20 protein-coding genes are annotated in these 22,934 nt (G+C 61.7%); 16 read left to right on the top strand and 4 right to left on the bottom strand.

Features of this window, described 5'->3' with window-relative positions:
• Positions 1 to 67: 67 nt before the first annotated feature.
• The 5 genes from argE to BQ8482_RS01180 all read left to right on the top strand — a co-directional run bounded on the left by argE (position 68) and on the right by BQ8482_RS01180 (position 5,221).
• Positions 68 to 1,192, top strand: a complete 1,125-nt coding sequence (gene argE / locus BQ8482_RS01160; protein WP_123145898.1) for an acetylornithine deacetylase — start codon at positions 68 to 70, stop codon at positions 1,190 to 1,192.
• Positions 1,193 to 1,209: 17 nt separating this feature from the next.
• Positions 1,210 to 2,133: a 2-hydroxyacid dehydrogenase gene (locus BQ8482_RS01165; protein WP_123145899.1), complete on the top strand. Its 924-nt coding sequence runs from the start codon at positions 1,210 to 1,212 to the stop codon at positions 2,131 to 2,133.
• A gap of 14 nt (positions 2,134 to 2,147) precedes the next feature.
• Positions 2,148 to 2,504 (top strand): cupin domain-containing protein, encoded by a 357-nt coding sequence (locus tag BQ8482_RS01170; RefSeq protein ID WP_123145900.1) that lies wholly within the window; start codon positions 2,148 to 2,150, stop codon positions 2,502 to 2,504.
• Positions 2,505 to 2,681: 177 nt separating this feature from the next.
• On the top strand, positions 2,682 to 3,725 hold the full coding sequence (locus tag BQ8482_RS01175) for a tartrate dehydrogenase (RefSeq protein ID WP_123145901.1): 1,044 nt from the start codon (positions 2,682 to 2,684) through the stop codon (positions 3,723 to 3,725).
• Between the two features lie 20 nt (positions 3,726 to 3,745).
• Positions 3,746 to 5,221, top strand: coding sequence for an NAD-dependent succinate-semialdehyde dehydrogenase (locus tag BQ8482_RS01180; protein ID WP_123145902.1), 1,476 nt, complete (start codon positions 3,746 to 3,748; stop codon positions 5,219 to 5,221).
• Between the two features lie 111 nt (positions 5,222 to 5,332).
• Here the strand turns inward: BQ8482_RS01180 and BQ8482_RS01185 are convergent, their stop codons facing one another.
• A complete protein-coding gene (locus BQ8482_RS01185) occupies positions 5,333 to 6,022 on the bottom strand; it encodes a haloacid dehalogenase type II (RefSeq protein ID WP_023798457.1) in 690 nt (229 codons plus the stop codon).
• Between the two features lie 321 nt (positions 6,023 to 6,343).
• On the opposite strand from BQ8482_RS01185, the gene BQ8482_RS01195 reads away from it, so the two are divergent.
• Both BQ8482_RS01195 and BQ8482_RS01200 read left to right on the top strand, forming a co-directional pair.
• Complete coding sequence (locus tag BQ8482_RS01195; RefSeq protein ID WP_123145904.1) at positions 6,344 to 7,186, top strand: GNAT family N-acetyltransferase; 843 nt, start codon at positions 6,344 to 6,346, stop codon at positions 7,184 to 7,186.
• A gap of 13 nt (positions 7,187 to 7,199) precedes the next feature.
• Complete coding sequence (locus tag BQ8482_RS01200) at positions 7,200 to 8,576, top strand: aspartate aminotransferase family protein (RefSeq protein ID WP_123145905.1); 1,377 nt, start codon at positions 7,200 to 7,202, stop codon at positions 8,574 to 8,576.
• Positions 8,577 to 8,616: 40 nt separating this feature from the next.
• Here the strand turns inward: BQ8482_RS01200 and BQ8482_RS01205 are convergent, their stop codons facing one another.
• The 3 genes from BQ8482_RS01205 to BQ8482_RS01215 all read right to left on the bottom strand — a co-directional run bounded on the left by BQ8482_RS01205 (position 8,617) and on the right by BQ8482_RS01215 (position 11,587).
• Entirely contained in the window at positions 8,617 to 9,093 is a 477-nt protein-coding gene (locus BQ8482_RS01205) for an Lrp/AsnC family transcriptional regulator (protein ID WP_123145906.1), read from the bottom strand.
• Between the two features lie 10 nt (positions 9,094 to 9,103).
• Entirely contained in the window at positions 9,104 to 10,177 is a 1,074-nt protein-coding gene (locus BQ8482_RS01210) for a tartrate dehydrogenase (RefSeq protein ID WP_123145907.1), read from the bottom strand.
• Positions 10,178 to 10,261: 84 nt separating this feature from the next.
• A complete protein-coding gene (locus BQ8482_RS01215) occupies positions 10,262 to 11,587 on the bottom strand; it encodes an NAD(P)/FAD-dependent oxidoreductase (RefSeq protein WP_123145908.1) in 1,326 nt (441 codons plus the stop codon).
• Between the two features lie 680 nt (positions 11,588 to 12,267).
• On the opposite strand from BQ8482_RS01215, the gene BQ8482_RS01220 reads away from it, so the two are divergent.
• The 9 genes from BQ8482_RS01220 to BQ8482_RS38895 form a co-directional block, all read left to right on the top strand.
• Positions 12,268 to 13,932: an ABC transporter ATP-binding protein gene (locus BQ8482_RS01220; RefSeq protein WP_123145909.1), complete on the top strand. Its 1,665-nt coding sequence runs from the start codon at positions 12,268 to 12,270 to the stop codon at positions 13,930 to 13,932.
• A gap of 38 nt (positions 13,933 to 13,970) precedes the next feature.
• Positions 13,971 to 15,641: a peptide ABC transporter substrate-binding protein gene (locus BQ8482_RS01225; protein WP_123145910.1), complete on the top strand. Its 1,671-nt coding sequence runs from the start codon at positions 13,971 to 13,973 to the stop codon at positions 15,639 to 15,641.
• 71 nt (positions 15,642 to 15,712) lie between these two features.
• Entirely contained in the window at positions 15,713 to 16,663 is a 951-nt protein-coding gene (locus tag BQ8482_RS01230; RefSeq protein ID WP_123145911.1) for an ABC transporter permease, read from the top strand.
• 35 nt (positions 16,664 to 16,698) lie between these two features.
• Entirely contained in the window at positions 16,699 to 17,577 is an 879-nt protein-coding gene (locus BQ8482_RS01235) for an ABC transporter permease (RefSeq protein WP_123145912.1), read from the top strand.
• 57 nt (positions 17,578 to 17,634) lie between these two features.
• Entirely contained in the window at positions 17,635 to 18,945 is a 1,311-nt protein-coding gene (locus BQ8482_RS01240) for an NAD(P)/FAD-dependent oxidoreductase (RefSeq protein WP_123145913.1), read from the top strand.
• Positions 18,946 to 19,011: 66 nt separating this feature from the next.
• The gene (gene thrC, locus BQ8482_RS01245) at positions 19,012 to 20,439 is read left to right on the top strand and encodes a threonine synthase (protein WP_123145958.1); all 1,428 of its coding nucleotides are present in this window, start codon (positions 19,012 to 19,014) and stop codon (positions 20,437 to 20,439) included.
• Between the two features lie 32 nt (positions 20,440 to 20,471).
• Positions 20,472 to 21,416 carry a homoserine kinase gene (locus tag BQ8482_RS01250; protein ID WP_123145914.1) on the top strand — a complete coding sequence of 315 codons (945 nt, stop codon included), beginning with the start codon at positions 20,472 to 20,474 and terminating at the stop codon, positions 21,414 to 21,416.
• Between the two features lie 38 nt (positions 21,417 to 21,454).
• The gene (locus tag BQ8482_RS01255) at positions 21,455 to 22,642 is read left to right on the top strand and encodes a glycine C-acetyltransferase (protein ID WP_123145959.1); all 1,188 of its coding nucleotides are present in this window, start codon (positions 21,455 to 21,457) and stop codon (positions 22,640 to 22,642) included.
• Positions 22,643 to 22,694: 52 nt separating this feature from the next.
• A partial coding sequence (locus BQ8482_RS38895) for an alcohol dehydrogenase catalytic domain-containing protein (protein ID WP_244602586.1) occupies positions 22,695 to 22,934 on the top strand: 240 nt, incomplete at its 3' end.

A 22,934-nucleotide genomic window follows, 5' to 3' on the forward strand; every position in this document is an offset into this window, starting at 1 on the left:
GGGAACACTGCTGCGCAGGGATAGGCTGGTCGCACCCGGTGACAATGTGCAAGCAGAGCGGACCGCCATGAACGTGGAAGAAATCCTCGCGACCCTGATTGCATTTCCCTCTGTTATGGGCACGCCAAACGGCGCGATCGTCGATTGGATCCGCGACTACTGTCAGGCAGCCGGAGCCGAGGTGATGGTTCTGCCCGGTCCCGAGGGCGACCGGTCCAACCTGTTCGTCACGGTCGGCCCGCGCGAGGGTCGGGGCTACATCATCTCCGGACATATGGATGTTGTGCCGGCCGGCGAGCCGGAATGGAGCTCGGATCCGTTCGTCCTGCGTCGCGAGGGCGGCAGGCTTTACGGCCGCGGCACCACTGACATGAAAGGCTTTCTCGCCTGCGCATTGGCCGCGCTCCCAGGACTTGCGGCGATGAACCTGCGGCAGCCAGTTCATCTCGCATTCTCCTACGATGAAGAGGCGGGGTGCCGTGGCGTGCCGCATCTCTTAGCTGCGTTGCCGAGCCTATGCGAGAGGTCGCTTGGCGCGATTGTCGGCGAGCCGAGCCGGATGCAGCCTGTGCGCGCGCACAAGGGGAAGGCCGCCGCGCGGCTCGAGGTGATCGGGCGATCCGGCCATTCGTCACGCCCCGATCTCGGACTCAATGCCGTGCACGCCATGGCCGGTGTCATCTCGCACGCCGTGGCCTATGGCCAATCCCTCGCCGGCGGCCCGCTCGATCAAAATTTCGAGCCCCCGTATTCTTCCTTGCAGGTGGGCGTCATTGCCGGTGGACAGGCGGTCAACATCATCGCTGGCCACTGCACAGCCGATATCGAGGCGCGTGCCGTGCCGGGCGTTTCTCCAGCCTCCCTGCTTGAGCCGGTCAAAGCCCGGCTTTTCGATCTACGCGACGGCGGCTTCGAGGTAATTTGGCACGAGTTGAGTTCCTATCCCGCCCTTGCACCCGCGAAGGGTAGTAAGCTAGCGGCGGTTCTGACCGAGCTGACAGGTCAGGAGCCGCTCACAGCGGTCAGTTACGGCACGGAGGCCGGGCTTTATCAGCAGGCCGGTATCGATGCGATCATTTGCGGCCCCGGCGAAATTTCCCGCGCGCATCGTCCCAATGAATACATCGAGATCAGTGAACTTGCTGCCTGCCAGAGCATGATCGAGGATCTCGGCGCGCGCCTTGCAGCATGAACTAGAGGGCGGGTTCCATGGCATTTCTTTTCAATTCCGATGCGGCGCGTGCTGCGGTGTTCCGCGAGATCTTCGCGCGCGAACTCCCGGATCTGGAATTCTTCCATTCCGGCGAGGAGATGGAGCCGGAGAAGGTGCGCTATCTCATCACCTGGACAGTGCCGGACGAGATCTCGCGCTACCGCAATCTGGAACTGCTGTTTTCCATCGGAGCGGGCGTCGACCAGTTCAATCAGGACGTGATGCCAAGCCATGTGAAGCTTGTGCGCATGGTCGAGGATGGCATCATACGCATGATGCAGGAATACGTCGCGCTTGGCGTGTTGGCGCTCCACCGGGAGATGCCCGCCTATCTCGATCAGCAGAAAAGGTGCCTCTGGCAACCGATTGCCGCTCGACAGGCGGCCGAACGCCGGGTCGGTTTTCTTGGTCTTGGCATGCTGGCGCAGGCGGCAATCGAGCGCCTGAAGCCGTTCCAGTTTCCGCTAGCCGGATGGAGCCGCAGCGAAAAGCGGATAGAGGGCGTTGCCTGTTTTCATGGCGCGGACCAACTCGCGGGCTTTCTGAAGCAAACGGATATTCTCGTCTGCCTGCTGCCGCTGACGGAACAAACGCGCGGCATGCTCGATGCAAAGCTCTTCGACCTACTGCCCGCCGGGGCGCGGCTGCTGCATCTCGGCAGGGGTCCGCAACTCGACCAGGCCGCGCTGATCGACGCGCTCGACACCGGTCACGTATCTGCGGCGATGCTTGATGTAACTGATCCAGAACCGCTCCCGGAAGACCATCCTCTGTGGTCGCATCCGAAGGTGATGATAACGCCGCACATCGCCTCGGTGACGCAACCGCATACGGCGGCGCAATCCGCCGTGGACAACATCCGGCGCCACCGCGCCGGGAAGGCTCTGATCGGCCTCGTCGATCGGACACTCGGCTACTAACCAGGAAACCTCACATGTCACTTCTGATCACTGTCGACACAAATCCCGCCTTCACGCCGAAGGAGGCATTGCCGCTGCCGGAGCGGCTCATTTCCGGCACTCCATCCTTCAAGACCTGGGCGCAGGATGCCTCGAAAGGTGAGAAGGTTCTGACCGGCGTCTGGGAGGCGACGCCCGGCGAGACGCATTCGATCAAGGGCACCACCTACGAGTTCTGCCACATCATTTCGGGTGTGATCGAAATCGAGGAGAAGGCGGGCGAGACGAAGACCTATCGCGCCGGCGACAGCTTCGTGATGAAGCCCGGTTTCGTCGGCGTCTGGCGCACGATCGAGACCGTGCGCAAGATCTACGTCTGCGTTTATGACTGAGTTCAATGCTCACGGTGCGGCCGAATAGAGCGCGCGGCGGTTCCAGAACAATCGACTTTCCAAGTTCCGCCTGACGCGATTCAACGCCGTCGGGCGGCTCATCCTCGACGGAAAATGCGGCGCGCGGTCCACTATTGTTCAAATGAAACGCTAGTGCCGGATGAGGACCTCCATCAAATGACGACCTACAAGTTAGCGCTCATCCCCGGCGACGGCATCGGCAAGGACGTGACTGGGGCGGCATGGCAGGTGCTGCAGGCGGCGGCAAAACGGGGCGGTTTTGCCCTTGATGGCACAAGCTTCCCATGGTCCTGCGCCTATTACCTGGAAACCGGCGCAATGATGCCGCCAGACGGCATCGAGATACTGCGGAAATTCGATGCGATCTATCTCGGTGCTGTGGGGTGGCCCGCCGAAGTGCCCGACTCAGTATCGCTTCACGGACTGCTCCTGCCGATCCGGAAAGGGTTCACGCAGTACGCCAACATACGACCGCACAGGCTGTTGCCGGGCGTTCAGGGGCCCCTCCGATCCGATGGTTTCGACATCCTGTGCATACGCGAGAATACGGAAGGCGAATATTCCGGTGCCGGCGGGCGCGTTCATTCCGGCACAGCCAATGAGGTCGCGATTGAGACAGCAATCTTCACGCGTGCGGGTGTCGAACGGATCATGCGTTTCGGTTTCGAACAGGCGCGGGCGCGCCGCAAGAAGCTCGCATCTGTGACCAAATCCAACGCGCAGAAACATTCCATGGTTTTCTGGGATGAGGTGACGCGCGAGATAGCGAAAGACTATCCCGATGTAGAGGTCTCGCACTACCACATCGACGCCATGGCTGCCCGCATGGTGCTGGCGCCTGAAAGTCTCGACGTAATCGTCGCCTCGAATCTGTTTGGCGACATCCTCACCGATATCGGAGCGGCCATCCAGGGCGGGCTGGGTTATGCCGCCTCTGCCAATATCAATCCCGATCGCAGCGCACCTTCCATGTTCGAGCCTGTCCATGGTTCGGCACCCGATATCGCGCATCTCGGCGTCGCCAATCCGATCGCCGCGATCTGGTCCGGTGCGATGATGCTGGAGCATCTGGGCGAGCGGCATGCTGCGGCCGAAGTGATGTCGGCGATCGAGTCCGTAACCGCGCAGGGCATAGGCACGATCGCAGGCAAGGACCGGACTGAAACAATCACGCGAGCCGTGCTTGCGGCATTGAGCTGAAAGGGCAGAGGAAAAAGACCATGAATGCGATCACGAAGATTGGCACCTTTAACGATTCGGACCTGTTCCGCCAGCAGGCGTTGATTGGCGGTGTGTGGCGGGACGCGGACACAAAGGCCGTCGCCGAGGTCACCAACCCTGCCAGCCTGAATGTTCTCGGCACCGTTCCCGACATGGGGGGCGACGAGACCAGGGCCGCGATCGGCGCTGCGGCCGAGGCGTTCAGGAGTTGGAAGAAGAAGACTCATGCCGAGCGCGGGGGACTGCTGGAACGCTGGCACGACCTCATTCGCCGGCATGAACAGGATTTGGCGCTTCTGCTGACTCTGGAACAGGGTAAGCCGCTTGCCGAGGCGCTCGCAGAGATCCGCTACGGCGCGTCGTTCGTGAAATGGTTTGCGGAGGAGGCGCGCCGGATCGGTGGCTCGACCATTCCGTCACCCACTGCCGATCGCCGCATTCTGGTTCTCAAGGAAGCAGTCGGCGTCTGCGCCGTCATCACCCCGTGGAATTTCCCCAACGCGATGATCACGCGCAAAGTCGCCCCCGCACTGGCTGCCGGCTGCACGGTGGTGATCAAGCCGTCCGAGTTCACACCATTTTCGGCGCTCGCGCTCGGCGTCCTGGCGGAGCGAGCGGGCATCCCGGCAGGCGTTATCAACATCGTAACCGGCATGCCGGCGGAGATCGGCAAAGAGCTGATGGCCAACGAAACGGTGCGCAAGATCTCCTTCACAGGTTCAACCCGCGTCGGCGCGCTTTTGATGAAGGGCGCCGCCGACGGCATCAAAAGGCTAAGCCTCGAGCTCGGCGGGAACGCGCCTTTCATCGTCTTCGATGACGCAGATCTCGATCTCGCCGTCGAAGGGGCGGTAAACTCCAAATTTCGCAATGGCGGCCAGACTTGCGTCTGTGCCAACCGCATTCTCGTGCAGGCCGGCATCTATGAGGCGTTTGCTGCCAAGCTCGCCAGCCGAGTTGCAGAGATGAAGGTTGGCGCCGGTACAGAGGAGGGCGTCGTCATCGGGCCGATGATCAATGGTGCCGCCATCGACAAGATCGAGCGGCATGTCGCCGATGCTTTGGAGAAAGGCGCCCGGATAATTGCCCGGAGCGAAGCAGTGCCGGAAGGCAAGCAATACGCCCGGCCTATTCTGCTCGGCGACGCCACGACCGAAATGCTGCTGGCGTCGGAAGAGACGTTCGGGCCCGTTGCGCCGTTGTTCCGTTTTGAAACCGAGGAGGAAGCCATCGCGATCGCCAATGGAACACCCTTCGGCCTTGCCGCCTATTTCTACACGGAAAACCTCAAACGATCGTGGCGTGTCGCCGAGGCGCTGGAGTTCGGCATGGTCGGACTCAATACCGGTCTGATCTCGACAGAGGTCGCGCCGTTCGGCGGTGTGAAGCAGTCGGGGCTGGGGCGCGAAGGATCGCAGCTGGGGATTGAGGAATATCTGGAGGTCAAGACGCTTCACGTCGGCGGGTTGAATTAGAGGCTTTTCCGGAATCTCAAGAGCGAGACCAGCAATGAGAAAGGGGCGGTCGAACCGCCCCTTTCTCATTTCGATACTTCGGATGCCGCGATGGCCGGAGGCCCGCCAGCCTCAAGCAACTTCCCGAACGGGATCCAGGCCGACGGCGGCGGCCAGCCCGCCAATATCCTTTATCTCGGTATATTCGTAGAAGGGGTTCGCGGGCTCGTGGCCGCGATTCACCCACACCTTGCTCTTGATACCGAGATCATAGGCGGTCATGAGATCGTAGCGGAATGAGGACGACACATGAGTGATGTCCTCAGGGCCGCAGCCGAGCTTGTCGAGCATGTATTCAAAGCCCTTCATCAGCGGCTTATAGGCGCCAACCTCTTCGGCGGTGATGACGGTGTGAAAGGGCGCGCCGAGCTTTTCCACGTTCGACATGATCAGGCTGTTCATGGAGTTGGACAGGATCACCAGTGGGATTTCCTTGGCCACTCTGGACAGGCCAGCCGGGACGTCGGGGTGCGGACCCCAGGTTGGCACTTCGTCATAGATGCGTTGGGCATCTTCGGGTTTGAACTGGATACCGATGCGCTTGCAGCTGCGTTCGATGGAATTCTGCACCACCTCGAGGAAGGGTTTCCATGGCCCCAGCACCTCGTCAAGGCGATAGCCTCTGAAAGCCTCCACGAAGCTGGCCATTGCCTCTGGGGAGAGGCGCTCGCCGTAGACGCGCCTCGCGGCACCAGCCATATCAAAATTGGTGAGCGTGCCGTAGCAGTCGAAGGTGATGTATTTCGGTCTGAACGTCGACATGGCGACCATCCTCCTAGTTTTCTCGGCACAGCGTGCCTGTACCACAATCACCATAGTCGGAGATCTGGAAGACTAACGGCCGCATTCGCCGCGACCTGAAGCAGATCGTTTCGTATTGCATCGCCGGTTTGGCAGAGAGTTGCGCCAGGTGTCCTTTCGAGCTTTGGGAGCAGCGCGGCCTGTCGGCCATGCTTCGGCAGAAGATGCGGCGCGAGCGGCGAAGGATAGTGAAAACGCGTGGCGCATGGCCGCCGGTCGGGAGGAACTGCTGTCTTTGGTGGTCTACCGTTAGCACCTGAAGACGAAGGCCGGAAATTCATCATGACCACACAACAGATCATCCTTGAAGAGATGACGCCGGGGCACCTGGAAGGTGCTGTCGAGTTGTCTCGCCAGGTTAAATGGCCGCATCGCCGCGAGGATTGGGAGGTGGTCCAGTCGGTCAGCCGGGGGGTCGTCGCTCTGGAAGAAGAACGCGTGGTGGCGACCATCATGATGACCCCCTACGGCGACGATGCCGCCGCCATCAACATGGTGATCGTCGATGCGGCCATGCGCGGCCGCGGGCTCGGCCGAAAGATGATGGAAGAGGCGCTTGCCAAGGCGGCTGAGCGCACCTGTTGCCTGGCGGCGACACGGGAAGGCCTGCCGCTCTATGAGAAGCTGGGCTTCGTCACGACTAGCGAGATCGTACAGCATCAGGGCGAGGCATTGTCTGTTTCCGCGCCGGCCCGTGTGTCCTGGGCCGAGCGCGGCGATCTTGCCCGCCTCGGGGTGCTGGATCGCGAGGCATTTGGCCATGACCGTTCGGCGCTGATGAAGCTGCTTCGCGAGCGCGCGAAGTTCGCTGTCATTCGCGATGAAGGCGATACCCAGGCCTTTTCCGCCATCCGGCCATTCGGCCGGGGGCTGGTCATTGGGCCGGTGGTGGCGAGAAACGGTACCGAGGCCAAAGCCCTGATCGACTTTCTGCTCGCCCATCATCAGGGCCAGTTCGTCCGTGTCGATACCGACGTTTCAACGGATCTTGCTGAATGGCTCACCGGGCGCGGGCTCGCGCACGTCGGCGGTGGGATCACGATGCGACGCTCCATGGCCACGCACAAAGAAAGCAAGCCCGCGCATCACCGCACATATGCGTTGGTCAGTCAGGCACTCGGTTGAATCGGAGGAAGAAATGCTGGCAAACTCACTGATCGAACTCGATCGCGCGCATCTGGTTCACCCGTTTTCATGCTATCGGAGCCACGAGGAAGCCGGTGTGCGGGTGCTCAAATCCGCCAAGGGCGCAAGGGTGACCGATGCAAGCGGGAAAACGCTGCTGGACGGATTCGCTGGTCTATGGTGTGTAAACATCGGATACGGGCAGGAAAGCGTCGTTGAGGCAGCGGCCAAGCAGCTAAGAGAGCTTCCCTATGCGACAGGATATTTCGGGCTGGGGTCCGAGCCTGCCATTCGTCTTGCTGCCAGACTTGCCGAACTGGCGCCCGGCGATCTGAACCATGTCTATTTCACGCTGGGCGGTTCCGACGCAGTCGACAGCACGATCCGTTTCATTCGCTACTACTACCATGCCAAGGGTACGCCGCAAAAGGACCAGTTCATCTCGGTCGAGTATGGCTACCACGGATCCTCGACGGCAGGGTCCGGTCTGACCGCGATCCCCGCTTTCCATGCGGGCTTCGGCGTGCCTTACGACTGGCAGCACAAGATTCCCTCGCACTACGCCTATCGCAATCCGGTCGGTTCCGATCCGCAGACGATTATCGACGCATCGGTCGCGGCCCTGCGCGCCAAGATCGCGGAACTTGGCGCGGACCGCGTTGCGGCCTTCTACGCCGAACCCATTCAGGGTTCGGGCGGTGTCCTCGTTCCACCGACAGGCTGGCTGAAGGCCCTGCACGCCGTGTGCAAGGAACACGACATCCTGTTCGTTGCCGACGAAGTCATCACTGCCTTTGGCCGCACCGGTCCGCTCTTCGCCTGTGAAGAGGACGATGTGGTGCCGGATTTCATAACCACGGCGAAGGGACTGACCTCGGGCTACGTGCCGATGGGCGCAGTCTTCATGTCGGACCATGTCTACAATACGATCGCGGACGGAGCCGGCAAAGCGCCTGTCGGCCATGGCTACACCTATTCAGCCCATCCTGTGAGCGCGGCGGTGGGGCTGGAATGCCTGCGTCTCTACGAAGAGGGCTTGCTCGAGAACGGGCGGAAGGCCGGGAAGCGCTTGATGGAAGGCCTTCGCTCGCTCGCCGACCACCCGCTGGTTGGCGATATTCGCGGTCGCGGCATGCTGGCCGCGGTCGAGTTGGTCACTGACAAGGAGCGCAAGACGCCGCTGCCGGCGGCAGCCGATCCGGGTCGCCGTATTTTCGACCGCGCATGGGCGAACGGCCTCATCATCCGCGCCTTCAACAGCGGCATCCTGGGCTATGCGCCGCCGTTGTGCTGCACGAAGGACGATATCGATGGAATCCTCGAACGCACGCGGATGACGCTGGACCAAACCCTCGAAGACAAGGACGTGCGGGCAGCAATGAAAAGATGATCGTCCAGACTGCCGCCGCATGCGCGGGGCAGCCTCTTCCTCATCTGCCGAATATGGCGTCGAGCGGGAGGTGAGATTTCACGATAGGGGATTTCAGCACGACGAAGCTGAAATATTTGTCGATGCCGATGTCCATTTCGACAAGGCGCTCCATGACCGTCTGGTATTCGGTGATTCCCGCTGTGACAAACTTCACCAGGTAGTCGTAGCCGCCTGAAACAAGATGGCATTCGATGACGGAATCGATCTTCTCGACGGTGGCAAGAAACCGCGCGAAGTCGTTCTGCCGATGGTTCCTGAGCGTGATCTCGGTGAAGACCGTCAACGTCTGCCCGAGCTTGGAGACATCGATCTGGGCGGAATAACCGGTGATGAAGCCTTCCGCCTGAAGCTTCTTGACGCGCATCAGGCAGGGGCTCGGTGACAGATACACCAGCTCGGCAAGCTCGACGTTGGATATGCGCCCGTTCTTTTGCAGCTCGGAGAGAATTTTGATGTCAATCTTGTCGAGCTTCATCAGAAACCTGTCACACGTTCGAACCGCGGATCGTCCGGCAAACGGCGTCCGTTACTTCCTGCGTGGTCGCGGTGCCACCAACGTCCGGCGTCAGCACGCCTTCCCTTGTCACCGATTCCACAGCGCGCATCAGCCGGTCGGCCGCTTCGCTTTCGCCCAGATGGTCGAGCATCTGGGCGGCGGTCCAGAAGGTGGCGACAGGGTTGGCGATACCTTTGCCGGCAATGTCGAACGCCGAGCCGTGGATAGGCTCGAACATCGAGGGATAGCGCCGCTCGGGATCAATATTGGCGGTCGGTGCTACGCCGAGACTGCCCGCAAGCGCGCCTGCAAGGTCCGACAATATGTCGGCGTGAAGATTGGTGGCGACGATCGTATCGAGGCTCCGTGGTTTCAGCGTCATACGCGTCGTCATAGCATCGACCAGCATCTTGTCCCACGTGACGTCCGGGAATTCCCGTGCCACCTCGGCGGCGATTTCGTCCCACATTACCATGCCGTGACGCTGCGCGTTGGATTTCGTAACAACTGTCAGGAGCTTTCGCGGCCGTGACTGCGCCAGCCGGAATGCATAGCGCATGATGCGGGTGACGCCGACGCGCGTGAAGATCGCGACCTCGGTTCCGACTTCCTCGGGAAGGCCGCGATGGGCGCGGCCGCCGTGGCCCGAATACTCGCCCTCGGAATTCTCCCGCACGATCACCCAATCCAGATCGCCAGGGCCAACGCCCGCCAGCGGCGAAGCAATGCCCGGCAATATCCTGGTCGGCCGCACGTTCGCGTACTGATCAAAGCCTTGGCAAATCGGCAGCCGGAGGCCCCAGAGCGTGATGTCGTCGGGCACATCGGGAGCACCGACCGCGCCAAAGAAGATAGCGTCGAAACGCTTCAGTTGCGTCACACCGTCCTCGGGCATCATCCGACCATGGGCCTTGTAGTAGTCTGAGCCCCAGTCAAAGTGCTGGACGCGCAGCTTGAAGTCGCCGCAGCGCTCTTCAAGTGTCTCAAGCGCCTGGAGACCGGCGGCAATGACCTCTGGGCCAATCCCGTCGGCCGGAATGGCGGCAATCTCATATACGCGCATCGTCACTTTCCCTGTTTTCAGTGCTGGCCGCCTCGCGGCCTCAATCTCGTGTGCGACCGGTTGGACGTTGGCAAATCGGTCTTCTTAGAATTCAGCGACCTTGCCCCACGCAGCGGTCTTCAGACGCTCCGGCCTATAAGGACGCGGATCGACGATCGGCTCGCTGCCGGTGATGATGTCGGCGATCATATGCCCGGCGCCGGGGCCGATCCCGAAGCCGTGGCCGCTAAATCCCGCCGCCAGGATGAAGCCCGGAATCCCCTCGATTTCACCGACTGCCGGGATGCCATCGGGCGTGCTGTCGACATAGCCCGCCCAAGCATGAGAAATCGCGGTGCGCTGGAGTTCGGGCAGCAATTCGCAGGCTCTTTGATATGTCAGGCGAATCTGCCTCATGTCAGGTTTGGGGTCGAGAATCCGATTCCGTTCCATTGGTGTCACGTCGTCAAGTACCCATTTCCTCAGGCTTTCATGACCTTGACGCCAGCCCTCGAACGCTCCCGGGGCCAGACTGCGCCAGCGGCGGGCGAACATGGGCACGAACTCGCGGCTGAACCTGAGCTGCTGCGGCGTTGGATCGACGCGCGCCCGCCCGCTGATCGCCAGCGCGTATCCACCGTTGCCGCGCCGCGTCAGCGAGACGCGCGCGGTATGCAGGGCATCCGGCAGGCCATTTGCGCCCGGCGCTACGGCTAGAATGGACTGACGCACGGCAGCTTGCGGGAAACGAATACCAAGCTGGTTGCAGAAGGAAGAAGCCCACGCGCCTCCGGCCATGACCACGGTCGTTGTCCGGATGGTTCCCGCTTCTGTAACGACACCGCTGACCCGGCCGGCGCTCAACTCTATGCCGCGAGCCGCGCAGTATTGATGTACCGTGCCGCCGGCCGCCATGATGCCGCGCGCGGCAACGGGCACCGCCTTTGAAGGATCCGCCGTTCCGTCAGTTGGCGAGAACACGCCGCCCTTCCATTTGCGGCCGGTCGCCTTGCCCCGTTCGGTGGCTTCTTCCGCGCTCAGCATATGTGTCGTGACGCCGACCGTCCTTGCAAAATCGCGCCACTTTGCCCAACCTGCGAGTTCATCGTCGTTTTGAGAGAGATAGAGCAGCCCGCAACGGCGAAAGCCGGTGTCTTCGCCAGTCTCCTGCGCCACTTTTTCCCAGAGATCGAGGCTCTTGGTTGCCATCGGTAACTCGCGCGCGTCACGGTTCTGCTGGCGGCACCAGCCCCAGTTGCGGCTGGACTGTTCGGCGGCAACGCGCCCCTTCTCCAGCAGGGCAACGCTGACACCGCGGCGTGCGAGATAATATGCCGTGAATACGCCTACCACGCCGCCGCCGATGACGACGACGTCCGCCTCGCGAGGCAGGGAAGGGCTGGAATCGATGTGCATGAGCGGCGCGGGCATGGATGGGGACTCCGGTAATTTGAAGCATCCTAACTTGCCGCCTGCAGAGGCAGGCTGCGAAGTTTGTGCCTGGACGGAATATCGTGCGGTTTGCAGCCCATAGAACAGGCAATTGTTGCCGAAAAAGCGCTCGCTGGCCCCAACCTCGCAGGGGCAAGCAGGAGTACGATTCATCCAGTCGCGTGATCTGCGGCATGGGCTTTTCGGGACGCGGCGCGCAGTGACACAAGGCCTGTCGCGCACAAATTAGCGGACGAAGGACCTGGTTGTCTGATCCCGCCGGAACGGGAGCAGAGTGAAATGCCGAACCTGACGTTCTTTTCAGAAGTTCCTGCCGCCCGAGGGCCAAATTTCGACGACTATGCGGATACAGAACAGTCAAACTGGCTGAAAGAACGGAGCAACCCTTCCTTATAGCGGGCAAGCTCCAGAGGACTTCCGATAGGCAGGGCTTACGCCTTCGGAGAGTTCTCCAAGAAAAGGGAACAGTGTCCGGTACACGGACCGAATTTCATCAAGGGAGCCGCCAAGATGAGCAGAATCAGTCTCTCGCAGCCTCAGCGCTCGAAGCGCCGAGATGACCAGACGACGGATGCTATGGTGAGGCGCTTCTGCTCAAAGCGCGATGATGTGGTCCGCAACAGCGTGGACCCGCTCGGTTCAAACGGGAGATGATCGCAATGGTCGCAAGCATCCAGCCTGTAGCCCCCCACGATGTGGCGCTTTCGGTGCGCGACCTCACGGTGAATTTGCCGCAGGGCATGGAACGGACTTATGCCGTCGAGAACATCTCGTTTGATCTGAAACGCGGCCAGATTCTGTGCGTCATTGGCGAGTCCGGATCCGGCAAGTCGGTCACCGCCAATGCCATCATGGGGCTACTGCCCAAGGTGATCCGCGTCTCCTCGGGCGCCATCCAGCTGGATGGGATGAACATCATAGGCCTGTCGCCCGACAAGCTGCGCAGCTTACGCGGCCGGGTTGTCTCGATGATTTTCCAGGATCCGCTCTCGGCACTCAACCCGCTGATGACGGTGGGCGCCCAGATCGACGAAGTCATGGCGGCGCATGGCGTCGGCACTCCGAAATCCCGTCGCGGCCGCGCTGTCGAGTTGCTGACCGAGGTGGGGCTGCCCGACCCCGAACTCATGTATCATCAGTTTCCGTTCCGGCTTTCTGGCGGGCAGCGGCAGCGGGTTATGATCGCCATGGCGTTGGCACTCGAGCCCACGATCCTGATTGCGGATGAACCGACGACCGCGCTCGACGTGACCACCCAGGCACAGATTCTGGACCTGATCCGCGACATTCAGCGCCGCAAGGGAATGAGCGTCATGTTCATCACCCACGACTTCGGGGTGGTGGCCGAGATCGCAGACAGTGTCGTCGTGATGGAGAAGGGCCACATCGTCGAACAGGGTAGCGCCCAACAGGTCCTGAAGTCGCCGGGCCATCCCTACACCCGGCGCCTTATCGCGGCCGTCCCGCGCCTGACCGGCGAGGACCGCGTTCCTCTGGAGACGGCTAACAAAGCGCCGATCCTGAAGGTCGAAGGTCTGGTGAAGACCTACCGCACCGGCAGTTCCCTGTTCGGCTCGCAGCGCGTCGTGCCCGCGGTCAACGAGGTCTCGTTCGATCTGGCGCCCGGGCGCACGCTGGGCGTTGTGGGCGAAAGCGGTTCCGGAAAATCGTCGCTTGGTCGGCTTTTGATCAAGCTGCTGGACAGCGACGGCGGCGGGATCCTGTTCGAGGGCCGCGACATCGCCAAGCTTTCCGAAGCCGAATTCCGCCCGCTGCGGCCGCGGGTCCAGATGATCTTCCAGGATCCCTTCGCCTCGCTCAACCCGCGCTCGACGATCGGCCACATCCTAACCGTTGGCCCAGTCGTGCACGGGACGCCCTATGCCCAGGCGCGTGATGAGGCGAAGGCGCTCCTGGCCCATGTCGGACTCGATGCCGGCGCCTTTGGCCGCTTTCCGCATGAATTTTCCGGTGGGCAGCGCCAGCGCATCGGCATCGCTCGGGCACTGATGTTCAAGCCGAAGCTGCTGATCGCCGATGAAGCTGTGTCGGCGCTCGACGTGTCGATCCAGGCCCAGATCCTGCAGCTGCTCGACCAGATCCAGCGGGAAACCGGCGTGTCGATGATCTTCATCACCCACGACCTGCGCGTCGCCAGCCAGATCTGCGACGAAATCGCGGTGATGCAGAAAGGGCGGATCGTGGAACGCGGTCCTCCCTCGCAAATCTTCCTCGACCCGCAATCAGCCTACACACGTGAGCTGGTGGCGGCGATTCCTGGAGAGCAGCCGGGATCTACCCGTCCGGTTGCAGCAAATGGGTAAGAGCCACGGCGGATACCGCCAGAACAAGGGGAATTCCAATGACTGAACGCTCAAACACCAAATCAAACTACTCGCGGCGCGATGCACTGCGATTGATGGCGATAGGCGGGGCGGCAGGCCTCATTGCGCCCAATCTGTTGGGCAAGCCCGCCTTCGCCCAGACCCCGCCAGCGAGCCCAACCGGTCGCGTCGTCGTCGGTCTCTCGCAGGAACCCACCGTGTTCAATCCGTTGATGCCGCATATCGAGGTCGACGACGCTGTGCATTTCTCGCTTTTCGATGCGCTCTTCCGCATGGATCCCAAAGGCGTTCTTCAGCCCAATCTTGCGGTCGAAGTGCCAAGCCAGAAAAACGGCGACATTTCAGAGGACGGTCTTAAGTGGCGCATCCGACTGCGTGACGATGTCCGCTGGCACGACGGCAAGCCCTTCACGGCCGAAGACGTGAAATTCACTCTTGAGCTCATCACCAATCCGAAATTCCGTGCGTGGCGCACGGCCGGCCATTCGCTGGTGCGCGATATCGAGGTGGTCTCGCCGACCGAGCTGACCTGGCGGATGGAGGAGGCTTTCGCCCCCTACCTGTCGTTTCTCGCCGAAACCTTCATGGTTCCCAAGCACATCCTCGAAAAAGAGGCCGACCCCAACGCCGCCGCCTTCAATCAGGCGCCTGTCGGCACTGGCGCATTCAAGTGGGCGCAGCGCGTTGCCGGCGACCATATCGAACTCGTCGCGAACGCGGATTATGTCGGGGAGGGCCCCTATTTGGAGCGGCTCGTCTTCAAATACGTCCCCGACATGACGGTGCTCTACACCCAGTTCAAGAGCGGCGACATCGATCTTGTCGACCAGGCATTCATAACCGCCGACCACTACGCGGAAGCCAGCAAACTATCGGATCGTGTGGTCAAGCTGGAGCCCGGGGCATCGGTCGAGTCGATCTATCTCAATCTTGAGAAGCCGCAATTCAAGGACCCGGCGGTCCGCCAGGCGCTCTACGCCGCAATCGATAGGAAAGCGATCCTCGAAGCAATTTATTACGGGGTCCACGCCCCCACCGAGACGTTCATGCCGCAGAGTTCCTACTACTACAATCCGAACCTGCCGGCCCAGGAGTTCAACATTGAGCGCGCGGGCCAGATCCTCGACGAGGCCGGCTGGGTACCCGGAGCCGATGGAATACGGGTGAAGGACGGGGTGCGTCTGTCGTTCGCCAACTCCACCACTTCCGGCAACCATTTGCGCGAGCAGACGCAGCAGTTCCTGCAGCAGACATTCGCCGAGATCGGGGTGGAGATGACCATCTCGAACCTGCCGGCCGCCGTCATGTGGGGCGATTTCTGGCTCAAATCGCAGTTCGAGTCAGCCATCTCCGGTGTAACCAATGTCATCGCGGGCGACCCCGACGTTTTCAACCGCCTGCACACCAAGGCGATCGTCGCGAAGGGCGGAAAGGGCTCGAACACAGGCCAATACTCCAACCCGGAGGTCGATGCGCTGCTCGAGAAGGGCGCCCGCACCTTCGATCGGGAACAGCGTCGCGCCATTTATCTGCGTGTGCAGGAAATCGTCCGTCAGGATCTGCCGTTCCTGCCTCTGTTTGCCTCCACCAACGTGTTCGGCCGCAAGGAAGGACTGGAGGGTTTCGAGGCAAATTCCAACACCCGCGTCGCATCCTGGCATGCCGCCGGATGGTATTGGAAGGGCTGATATACATACGCCGCCGCCGCCTCGCGGCGGCGGCCAGTCATCAGCGCTGTCTTGAAAGAGGAGAGAGATGAATGCGCGGCTTTCTGCTCAACCGGCTCTCACAGAGCCTCATCCTGCTCCTGATCGTCTCGGTCATCGGGTTCCTCGTCCTGAACCTGCTGCCGGGGGGGCCGCTGGCGCAATTCGGGCTCGATCCGAGCATGACGCAGGACGATCTCGATCGCCTGAAAGAGCAATTGGGGCTGAACCGTCCGCTTTTGGTGCAATATTTCGACTGGGCCTGGCGGCTTCTCCAGGGCGACTGGGGACACTCCTTCCGCGACGGCGCGCCTGTGCTGGCAGTGATTGGCCGGCACGTCCTTGCGACGCTGCTGCTGATGGGTACGTCCACCGCGATTGCGATCGCGATCGGCACCTGGATCGGCATTCGTGGCGCCACGCACCGCTATTCGCTGTTCGACCATATGGCGACGGTCGGAGCCATGGTCGCGCTATCGATCCCGACCTTCTGGTTCGGGCTCGTCGGCATCTACATCTTCTCCCTACAGCTGGGCTGGCTGCCTGCAGGCAACATGTACACGATCGGCGACGGTTCGGTCCTGAACTACCTGCATCACCTGATCCTGCCAAGCATCGTGCTGTCGCTGGTGCATGTCGCGATCTGGAGCCGCTACATGCGCACCGCGACGCTCGACGCCATCAGCCAGGATTTTGTCAAGACCGCCCGCGCCAAGGGCCTGAGCGAGCGCCGAGTCATAATGAAGCACGTCGTCGGCAATGCGCTTTTGCCGATGATCACACTGGCCGGGGTCCAGCTTCCCAGCATCCTGACCGGCGCGCTGGTGACGGAGACAGTGTTTACCTGGCCGGGGATGGGTCGACTGTTCCTGGACAGCCTCGGCTACAGCGACTACCCGGTCGTGATGGGACTGCTGATGTTCTCAGCCATCCTCGTCATTCTCGGCAACCTGATCGCAGACATCGTGGTGGCGATCGTCGACCCGCGTATTCGTCTGGGTTGAGCGCGTAACCTCACGCCCAACAGGAGGCACCCGAAATGACCGCTCTCGCCGCAAATGCAGAACCAAGCCGCTGGTGGCGCAGCCGCACCGTGCGCCGGTTCACGAGCCATCACCTGGCGTTGCTGGGGGTGGCGATGATCACCGTTCTCACGCTGGCATGCGTGTTCGGCCCTCATCTCCTGCCCTATGATTCCCTATACATCGATTTGCGCGCCCGCTTTTCACCGCCGCTGACCGGCGACCACTATCTCGGGACCGATCCTTTGGGGCGGGACGTGGCGGCGCGACTGTTCATGGCGGGGAGGACCTCACTGCTGGTGGCTTTCTCTGCCATGCTGCTGTCGACGCTTATCGGAACGTTCGTCGGCGTGATCGCGGGCTACCGCGGCGGCTGGATCGGCGCAGCGCTGATGCGCACGGTCGACGGCTTCCTGTCATTCCCCTCCATCTTCCTGCTGCTGGCCTTGGCCGCGGCACTGAAGCCAAGCCCGGCCATGGTCACCGTGATCGTCGCTGTCACCAGCTGGATGGAGGTAGCCCGAATTGTCGAGGCCGAGGTGCGGTCATTGCGCGAGCGCGAGTTTGTGCTGGCCGGGCGCATGCTGGGACTGAGCGGCACGCATATCATGTTCCGCGAAATCCTTCCAAACGCCATGGGTCCGATCATCGTGGCCGCTACCCTGACAGTGGCGCGCGCGATCCTGCTGGAAGCCTATATCAGTTTCCTGGGTTATGGCATTCAGCCGCCGCTACCCAGCTGGGGCAACATGCTCGAGGGCGCCCAGCAGTATCTGGACAGTGCGCCCTGGCTGGCGATCATTCCCGGGGCCGCCATCACCATGGCCGTGACAAGTTTCAATTTCATCGGCGACGGGCTGCGTGATGCGCTCGACGTGCGAGACGACCGTGTCTGATCTGTCGACAAATGCGGCCCAATTCCGATCCCGAAAACCCAGTGCGAAGTGACTCACATGCACGAGCCGAAAGTCGCCGACAAGAACACACCCTACTGGTGGGAAGCGGCGCCCGTCATGCCGCTGCCGCCGCAGCCCCTGGCCAGGAAGGTCGATGTGGCGATCGTCGGCGCCGGCTACGCCGGCCTTTCGGCCGGGCTTGCGCTGGCGCGCGAGGGGCGTTCGGTTGCAGCTTTTGATGCGATGAATCCGGGCGAGGGTGCTTCAACGCGCAATGGCGGAATTACCAGCGGGAGTATCCGGCTGGACTATGCCACGATCACCCGGCGCTTCGGAGAAGAGAGGGCCATGGCGATCGAGGCCGAGGGCAAGGTCGCGCGCGAATTCCTTTACGACTTCATCAAGTCGGAAAAGCTCGACTGCGACTTTCAACTGGTTGGCCTGTTCAAGGGCGCCATCGGATATGAACAGTACGAGAAGATGGCCCGCGGCGCCGAGGCGTTGGCGAGGAAACTGGGGATCGAATCTTACGCTGTTCCATATGCAAAGCAGCGCAACTACGTCGGCACCGACTTCTATCGCGGCGGCATGGTCCGGATGGACATCGGTGGGCTGCACCCGGCCAAATTCCACGCGGAGCTCCTGCGGGTGGCGCTCGCTTCGGGACTGGCGGTGCATTCGAACACGCCCGTGACCTCAATCGAAAGGGATAGCTCCGGGTTCCGCGTCGCGACTTCGGCCGGAACGGTGCAGGCGCGGCAGGTGCTGGTCTGCACAAATGGCTACACGGATGGCGCCAGTCCCTTCCTGCGCCGTCGGCTGGTTCCGGTTCGCAGCCGGATCATTGCCACCGAGGAACTCGCGCCTGAGGTGATGGCGCGCCTGATGCCGAAGCGGATGATGATGGGCGAGGGCCGCGAGCTTGGCTTCTATTACCGCCCTTCGCCGGACGGCAGACGCATCCTGCTCGGCGGGCGCGACAGCTCGCGTGCAGGCGATCCGGCAGCCCCGACGCTCCGTCTGCGAAACGGGCTGGGCGAAATTTTCCCGGAACTGGAGAAGGTTCGCCTTTCGCACAGCTGGTTCGGCAATGTGGCGATGCACCGCGACATGCTGCCCCGCATCTTCGAGAAGGACGGCGTGGTCTATGCCACCGGCTTCTGCGGTTCGGGCGTGGTCTGGGCGCCATGGGTCGGCACGCGTGCGGCTCACAAGCTGATGGGACATAGCGATCGGGCGCGCACCGCATTCGATTTCCGACCGCCTGCAGCCATCCCGCTCTATCGTGGCAATCCGTGGTTCCTGCCGGCCGTTATCAAGGGCTACGCCCTGCAGGACCGTATCGCCTGGTGGCGCGCCAGCCGCTGAAGGCCGAACGGTTGGCCGGTCTCTCGACCCTTGCCGAACGATAGCGGCAACAAGGAACAGCATCACATGCACTACATCTCCACGCGCGGCCATCCCGAACGCAGGAAGTTCCGCGAGATTCTGCTTGAAGGTCTCGCCCCGGATGGCGGCCTCTATGTGCCCGAGGTCTACCCTCGGCTGGATGATGCCACGCTGGATCGGTGGCGGGGCTTGTCCTACCCGGTGCTCGCCTTTGAAATCCTGTCGCTCTACATCGACGATATTCCGCCCGCTGACCTGATGGCCATCTGTGCAAAGACCTACAGGCCCGAGGTCTTTGGGACCGCCAGGATCGCGCCCGTGCGAACGCTTGAGAGCGGTCTCCATGTGGCGGAACTGTCGAACGGTCCCACCCTGGCGTTCAAGGACATGGCGATGCAGTTGCTCGGCAATCTGCTCGAGTATGAACTGGCGCGGCGGGGTGAGGAGCTGAATATCCTCGGGGCAACCAGTGGCGACACGGGCAGCGCGGCGGAATATGCCATGCGCGGCAAGAAGGGCATCCGCGTCTTCATGATGTCGCCCCACGGACGCATGAGCGCCTTTCAGCAAGCCCAGATGTTCAGCCTGCAGGACGACAACATTCAGAACATTGCCATCGAAGGGGTGTTCGACGATTGCCAAGACATCGTGAAAGCCGTGTCCGGCGATGCTGATTTCAAGAGGCGCCACCGGATCGGCGCCGTCAATTCGATCAACTGGGCCCGGCTGGTCGCTCAGGTGGTGTATTACTTCTCTGCCTATTTTCAGGTGACTGAAGAGAATTCGTCAGAGGTCGACTTCGCCGTTCCCTCGGGCAATTTCGGCAACGTCTGCGCCGGTCATGTTGCGCGTATGATGGGACTTCCCATTTCCCGTCTCGTCATTGCGACCAACGAGAACGACGTGCTCGATGAGTTTTTCCGCACTGGGGTGTATCGCGTGCGGGGCCGGGCAGATACCTATGAAACCTCGAGCCCATCCATGGACATTTCCAAGGCCTCCAATCTCGAGCGTTTCGTGTTCGACTTGCTCGGTCGCGACGCCAGCCGGACGAGATCGCTGTTCGACGATCAACTGCGCGAAAGCGGGTCGTTCGATCTCAGCGGGGATCCGGCCTTCGGGAGGGCGGCGGACCATTTTGGTTTCCGCAGCGGGAAGAGCACCCACGCCGACCGGTTGGAGACGATCCGTGGCGCGTGGCACCGCTTCAACGCGGTGATCGATCCACACACTGCAGACGGCGTGAAGGTCGCGCGCGAGCATTCGGTTTCGGATGTGCCGATGATCGTGCTCGAGACGGCCCTGCCGGTCAAATTTGCGGAGACCATCAGAGAGGCCCTGGGCCGAGAGCCAGTTCCTCCGCAGCGGTTCGATGGCATAGAGGGTTTGCCGAGACGGTTCAAACTGCTTCCCGCCGATGCACAGACCGTGAAGACCTACATCGCCGAAACCCTGCAGGCTGCGGTCTGCTGAAAGGCTGCTTCCGCGACCGGGACCTTTTCGCCATGGCCGTATATACCGAGCTGTCACCTAACGAAGTCGCAACCTTTTTTCAGGCTCTGGGCCTGGGACAGCCGAATTCCGTTCGCGGCAGCACGAGTGGAATTGAGAACACGAACTACTTTGTGGATACCGAGGCAGGCGAATATGTGCTGACCCTGTTCGAGCGGCTCACGTTCGAGCAATTGCCCTTCTACATTCACCTGATGAAGCACCTTGCGGCGCAGCGAATGCCGGTCCCGGATCCGGTTGCCAACGTCAGAGGCGAAATCCTTCACACGCTGAAAGGCCGGCCTGCCGTGATCGTCAACAGGCTTCCTGGCGAGAGCGTGACGGCGTCGACAGAGTCGCATTGTCGCGCTGTCGGGGAGATCCTGGCGCGAATGCACGTGACCGGGAGCGACTACCCACGGCGGCAGGCCAATCCGCGCGGCCTCGAATGGTGGAACGAGGTGGTGCCGGTGGTCGGCCGCTGCGTATCTGAGGGACAGCGCTCGCTGCTCTCGAGCGAGCTGGCCTTTCAGAACCAGATTGCTGTGTCCTCCACCTACGAGCAACTCCCAAGGGGGCCGGTGCACGCTGATCTCTTTCGTGACAACGTGTTGTTTGAAGATGGTCACCTGACCGGCGTCTTCGATTTCTACTTCGCCGGATGCGACACCTTTTTGTTTGATATTGCCGTGTGCCTCAATGACTGGTGCGTCGATAGTGGCACCGGCCGCCAAGACACTAAGCAAGTTGCCGCCTTTCTCGGCGCGTATGAGTCAGTTCGCGCGCTCACTGGACCCGAACGCTTATTGCTTCCTGCGATGCAGCGCGCTGGAGCCTTTCGTTTTTGGTTATCGCGTCTCTGGGATCTGTACCAGCCCCGGGAAGCTGCGCTCCTCAAAGCACACGATCCAAGCCACTTCGAGCGCATGTTGCGCGTGCTCCGGGGAGAGATCGCATGAGCAAGACCGCGAAGATCACCAATGGAAGTGGAAGCACGATGGCACCGACTCTCAAAGACCACGTTCGCGAGCTGCTTTCGCAGATCGAGACGGAGGGCCTGTACAAGCGCGAGCGCGTCATCACCTCGCCCCAGTCGTCCGAGATCGAGGTTGGGGGCCGCAAGCTGCTCAATTTCTGCGCCAACAACTATCTCGGCCTCGCAGACAGCGAAGAGCTGCGCGAAGCGGCGAAGGCCGCGCTCGACCGCTACGGCTACGGCATGGCCTCGGTGCGCTTCATCTGCGGCACACAAGAGGAACACAAGCAGCTCGAGGCAAAGATATCGAGCTTCCTCGGTATGGAGGACACAATCCTCTACGGTTCCTGCTTCGACGCCAATGGCGGCCTGTTCGAGACGCTGCTTTCCGAGGAGGACGCGGTCATTTCCGACGCGCTGAACCACGCCTCGATCATCGACGGCGTCAGGCTCTCCAAAGCAAAACGCTTTCGCTATGCCAGCAACGACATGGCGGCGCTCGAGGAGGAATTGAAGAAGGCCGAAGGCAGCCGCTTCAAGCTGATCGCCACCGACGGCGTTTTTTCCATGGACGGCATCATCGCCAATCTCCAGGGCGTCTGCGACCTCGCGGAAAAATACGATGCAATGGTGATGGTGGATGACAGCCATGCAGTCGGCTTCGTTGGCAAGAACGGCCGTGGCTCGGCCGAGCATTGTGGCGTCGAGGGCAGGGTGGACATCATCACCGGCACGCTCGGCAAGGCATTGGGCGGCGCATCGGGCGGCTACACATCGGCCAAGAGCCAGGTGGTCGACTGGTTGCGCCAGCGCTCGCGTCCCTATCTGTTTTCCAACACGCTGATGCCGGCGATCGCCGGCGCCTCGATCCGGGTTTTCGAGCTGATCGGCAATGGCGATGCGCTGCGTCAGCGTCTCTATGCCAATGCGGCGCGCTTCCGGTCTGAAATGGGTAAGCTCGGCTTTACGCTTGCCGGCGCCGATCACCCGATCATCCCGGTCATGCTGGGCGATGCGACACTGGCGCAGGAGATGGCGGCGCGCATGCTGAAGCGCGGCATCTATGTCATCGGCTTCTCGTTTCCGGTGGTGCCGAAGGGCCAGGCGCGCATCCGCACGCAAATGTCGGCCGCCCATTCCAGCGCCGACATCGACCGTGCGGTCGAGGCGTTCGGCGCGGTCGGGCGCGAACTCGGTGTGATTTCCTGAACTGCCGGAACCGAAAAGCGATTCCGGATCAAGAGTTTCAAGGGACAAAAGAATGTCGAACATGATGAAGGCGCTGGTCAAGGCCAAGGCCGAGCCGGGTATCTGGGTGGAAGAAGTGCCGGTGCCGGAAATCGGCCCGAACGACGTTCTGATCAAGATCAAGAAGACCGCGATCTGCGGTACCGACGTCCACATCTACAATTGGGACCAGTGGGCGCAGAAGACCGTGCCGGTGCCGATGGTGACCGGCCACGAATTCGTCGGCACTGTCGCCGACTTCGGCGCGGCGGTC

The sequence above is a fragment of the Mesorhizobium delmotii genome (assembly GCF_900149755.1).
Taxonomy (GTDB): Bacteria; Pseudomonadota; Alphaproteobacteria; order Rhizobiales; family Rhizobiaceae; genus Mesorhizobium; species Mesorhizobium delmotii.

What these genes read in the sequence shown, in the direction of transcription:
- argE (WP_123145898.1), top strand. Translation starts at nt 68, where the DNA reads ATGAACGTGGAAGAAATCCTCGCGACCCTGATTGCATTTCCCTCTGTT.
- BQ8482_RS01165 (WP_123145899.1), top strand. Translation starts at nt 1,210, where the DNA reads ATGGCATTTCTTTTCAATTCCGATGCGGCGCGTGCTGCGGTGTTCCGC.
- BQ8482_RS01170 (WP_123145900.1), top strand. Translation starts at nt 2,148, where the DNA reads ATGTCACTTCTGATCACTGTCGACACAAATCCCGCCTTCACGCCGAAG.
- BQ8482_RS01175 (WP_123145901.1), top strand. Translation starts at nt 2,682, where the DNA reads ATGACGACCTACAAGTTAGCGCTCATCCCCGGCGACGGCATCGGCAAG.
- BQ8482_RS01180 (WP_123145902.1), top strand. Translation starts at nt 3,746, where the DNA reads ATGAATGCGATCACGAAGATTGGCACCTTTAACGATTCGGACCTGTTC.
- BQ8482_RS01185 (WP_023798457.1), bottom strand. Translation starts at nt 6,022, where the DNA reads ATGTCGACGTTCAGACCGAAATACATCACCTTCGACTGCTACGGCACG.
- BQ8482_RS01195 (WP_123145904.1), top strand. Translation starts at nt 6,344, where the DNA reads ATGACCACACAACAGATCATCCTTGAAGAGATGACGCCGGGGCACCTG.
- BQ8482_RS01200 (WP_123145905.1), top strand. Translation starts at nt 7,200, where the DNA reads ATGCTGGCAAACTCACTGATCGAACTCGATCGCGCGCATCTGGTTCAC.
- BQ8482_RS01205 (WP_123145906.1), bottom strand. Translation starts at nt 9,093, where the DNA reads ATGAAGCTCGACAAGATTGACATCAAAATTCTCTCCGAGCTGCAAAAG.
- BQ8482_RS01210 (WP_123145907.1), bottom strand. Translation starts at nt 10,177, where the DNA reads ATGCGCGTATATGAGATTGCCGCCATTCCGGCCGACGGGATTGGCCCA.
- BQ8482_RS01215 (WP_123145908.1), bottom strand. Translation starts at nt 11,587, where the DNA reads ATGCCCGCGCCGCTCATGCACATCGATTCCAGCCCTTCCCTGCCTCGC.
- BQ8482_RS01220 (WP_123145909.1), top strand. Translation starts at nt 12,268, where the DNA reads ATGGTCGCAAGCATCCAGCCTGTAGCCCCCCACGATGTGGCGCTTTCG.
- BQ8482_RS01225 (WP_123145910.1), top strand. Translation starts at nt 13,971, where the DNA reads ATGACTGAACGCTCAAACACCAAATCAAACTACTCGCGGCGCGATGCA.
- BQ8482_RS01230 (WP_123145911.1), top strand. Translation starts at nt 15,713, where the DNA reads ATGCGCGGCTTTCTGCTCAACCGGCTCTCACAGAGCCTCATCCTGCTC.
- BQ8482_RS01235 (WP_123145912.1), top strand. Translation starts at nt 16,699, where the DNA reads ATGACCGCTCTCGCCGCAAATGCAGAACCAAGCCGCTGGTGGCGCAGC.
- BQ8482_RS01240 (WP_123145913.1), top strand. Translation starts at nt 17,635, where the DNA reads ATGCACGAGCCGAAAGTCGCCGACAAGAACACACCCTACTGGTGGGAA.
- thrC (WP_123145958.1), top strand. Translation starts at nt 19,012, where the DNA reads ATGCACTACATCTCCACGCGCGGCCATCCCGAACGCAGGAAGTTCCGC.
- BQ8482_RS01250 (WP_123145914.1), top strand. Translation starts at nt 20,472, where the DNA reads ATGGCCGTATATACCGAGCTGTCACCTAACGAAGTCGCAACCTTTTTT.
- BQ8482_RS01255 (WP_123145959.1), top strand. Translation starts at nt 21,455, where the DNA reads ATGGCACCGACTCTCAAAGACCACGTTCGCGAGCTGCTTTCGCAGATC.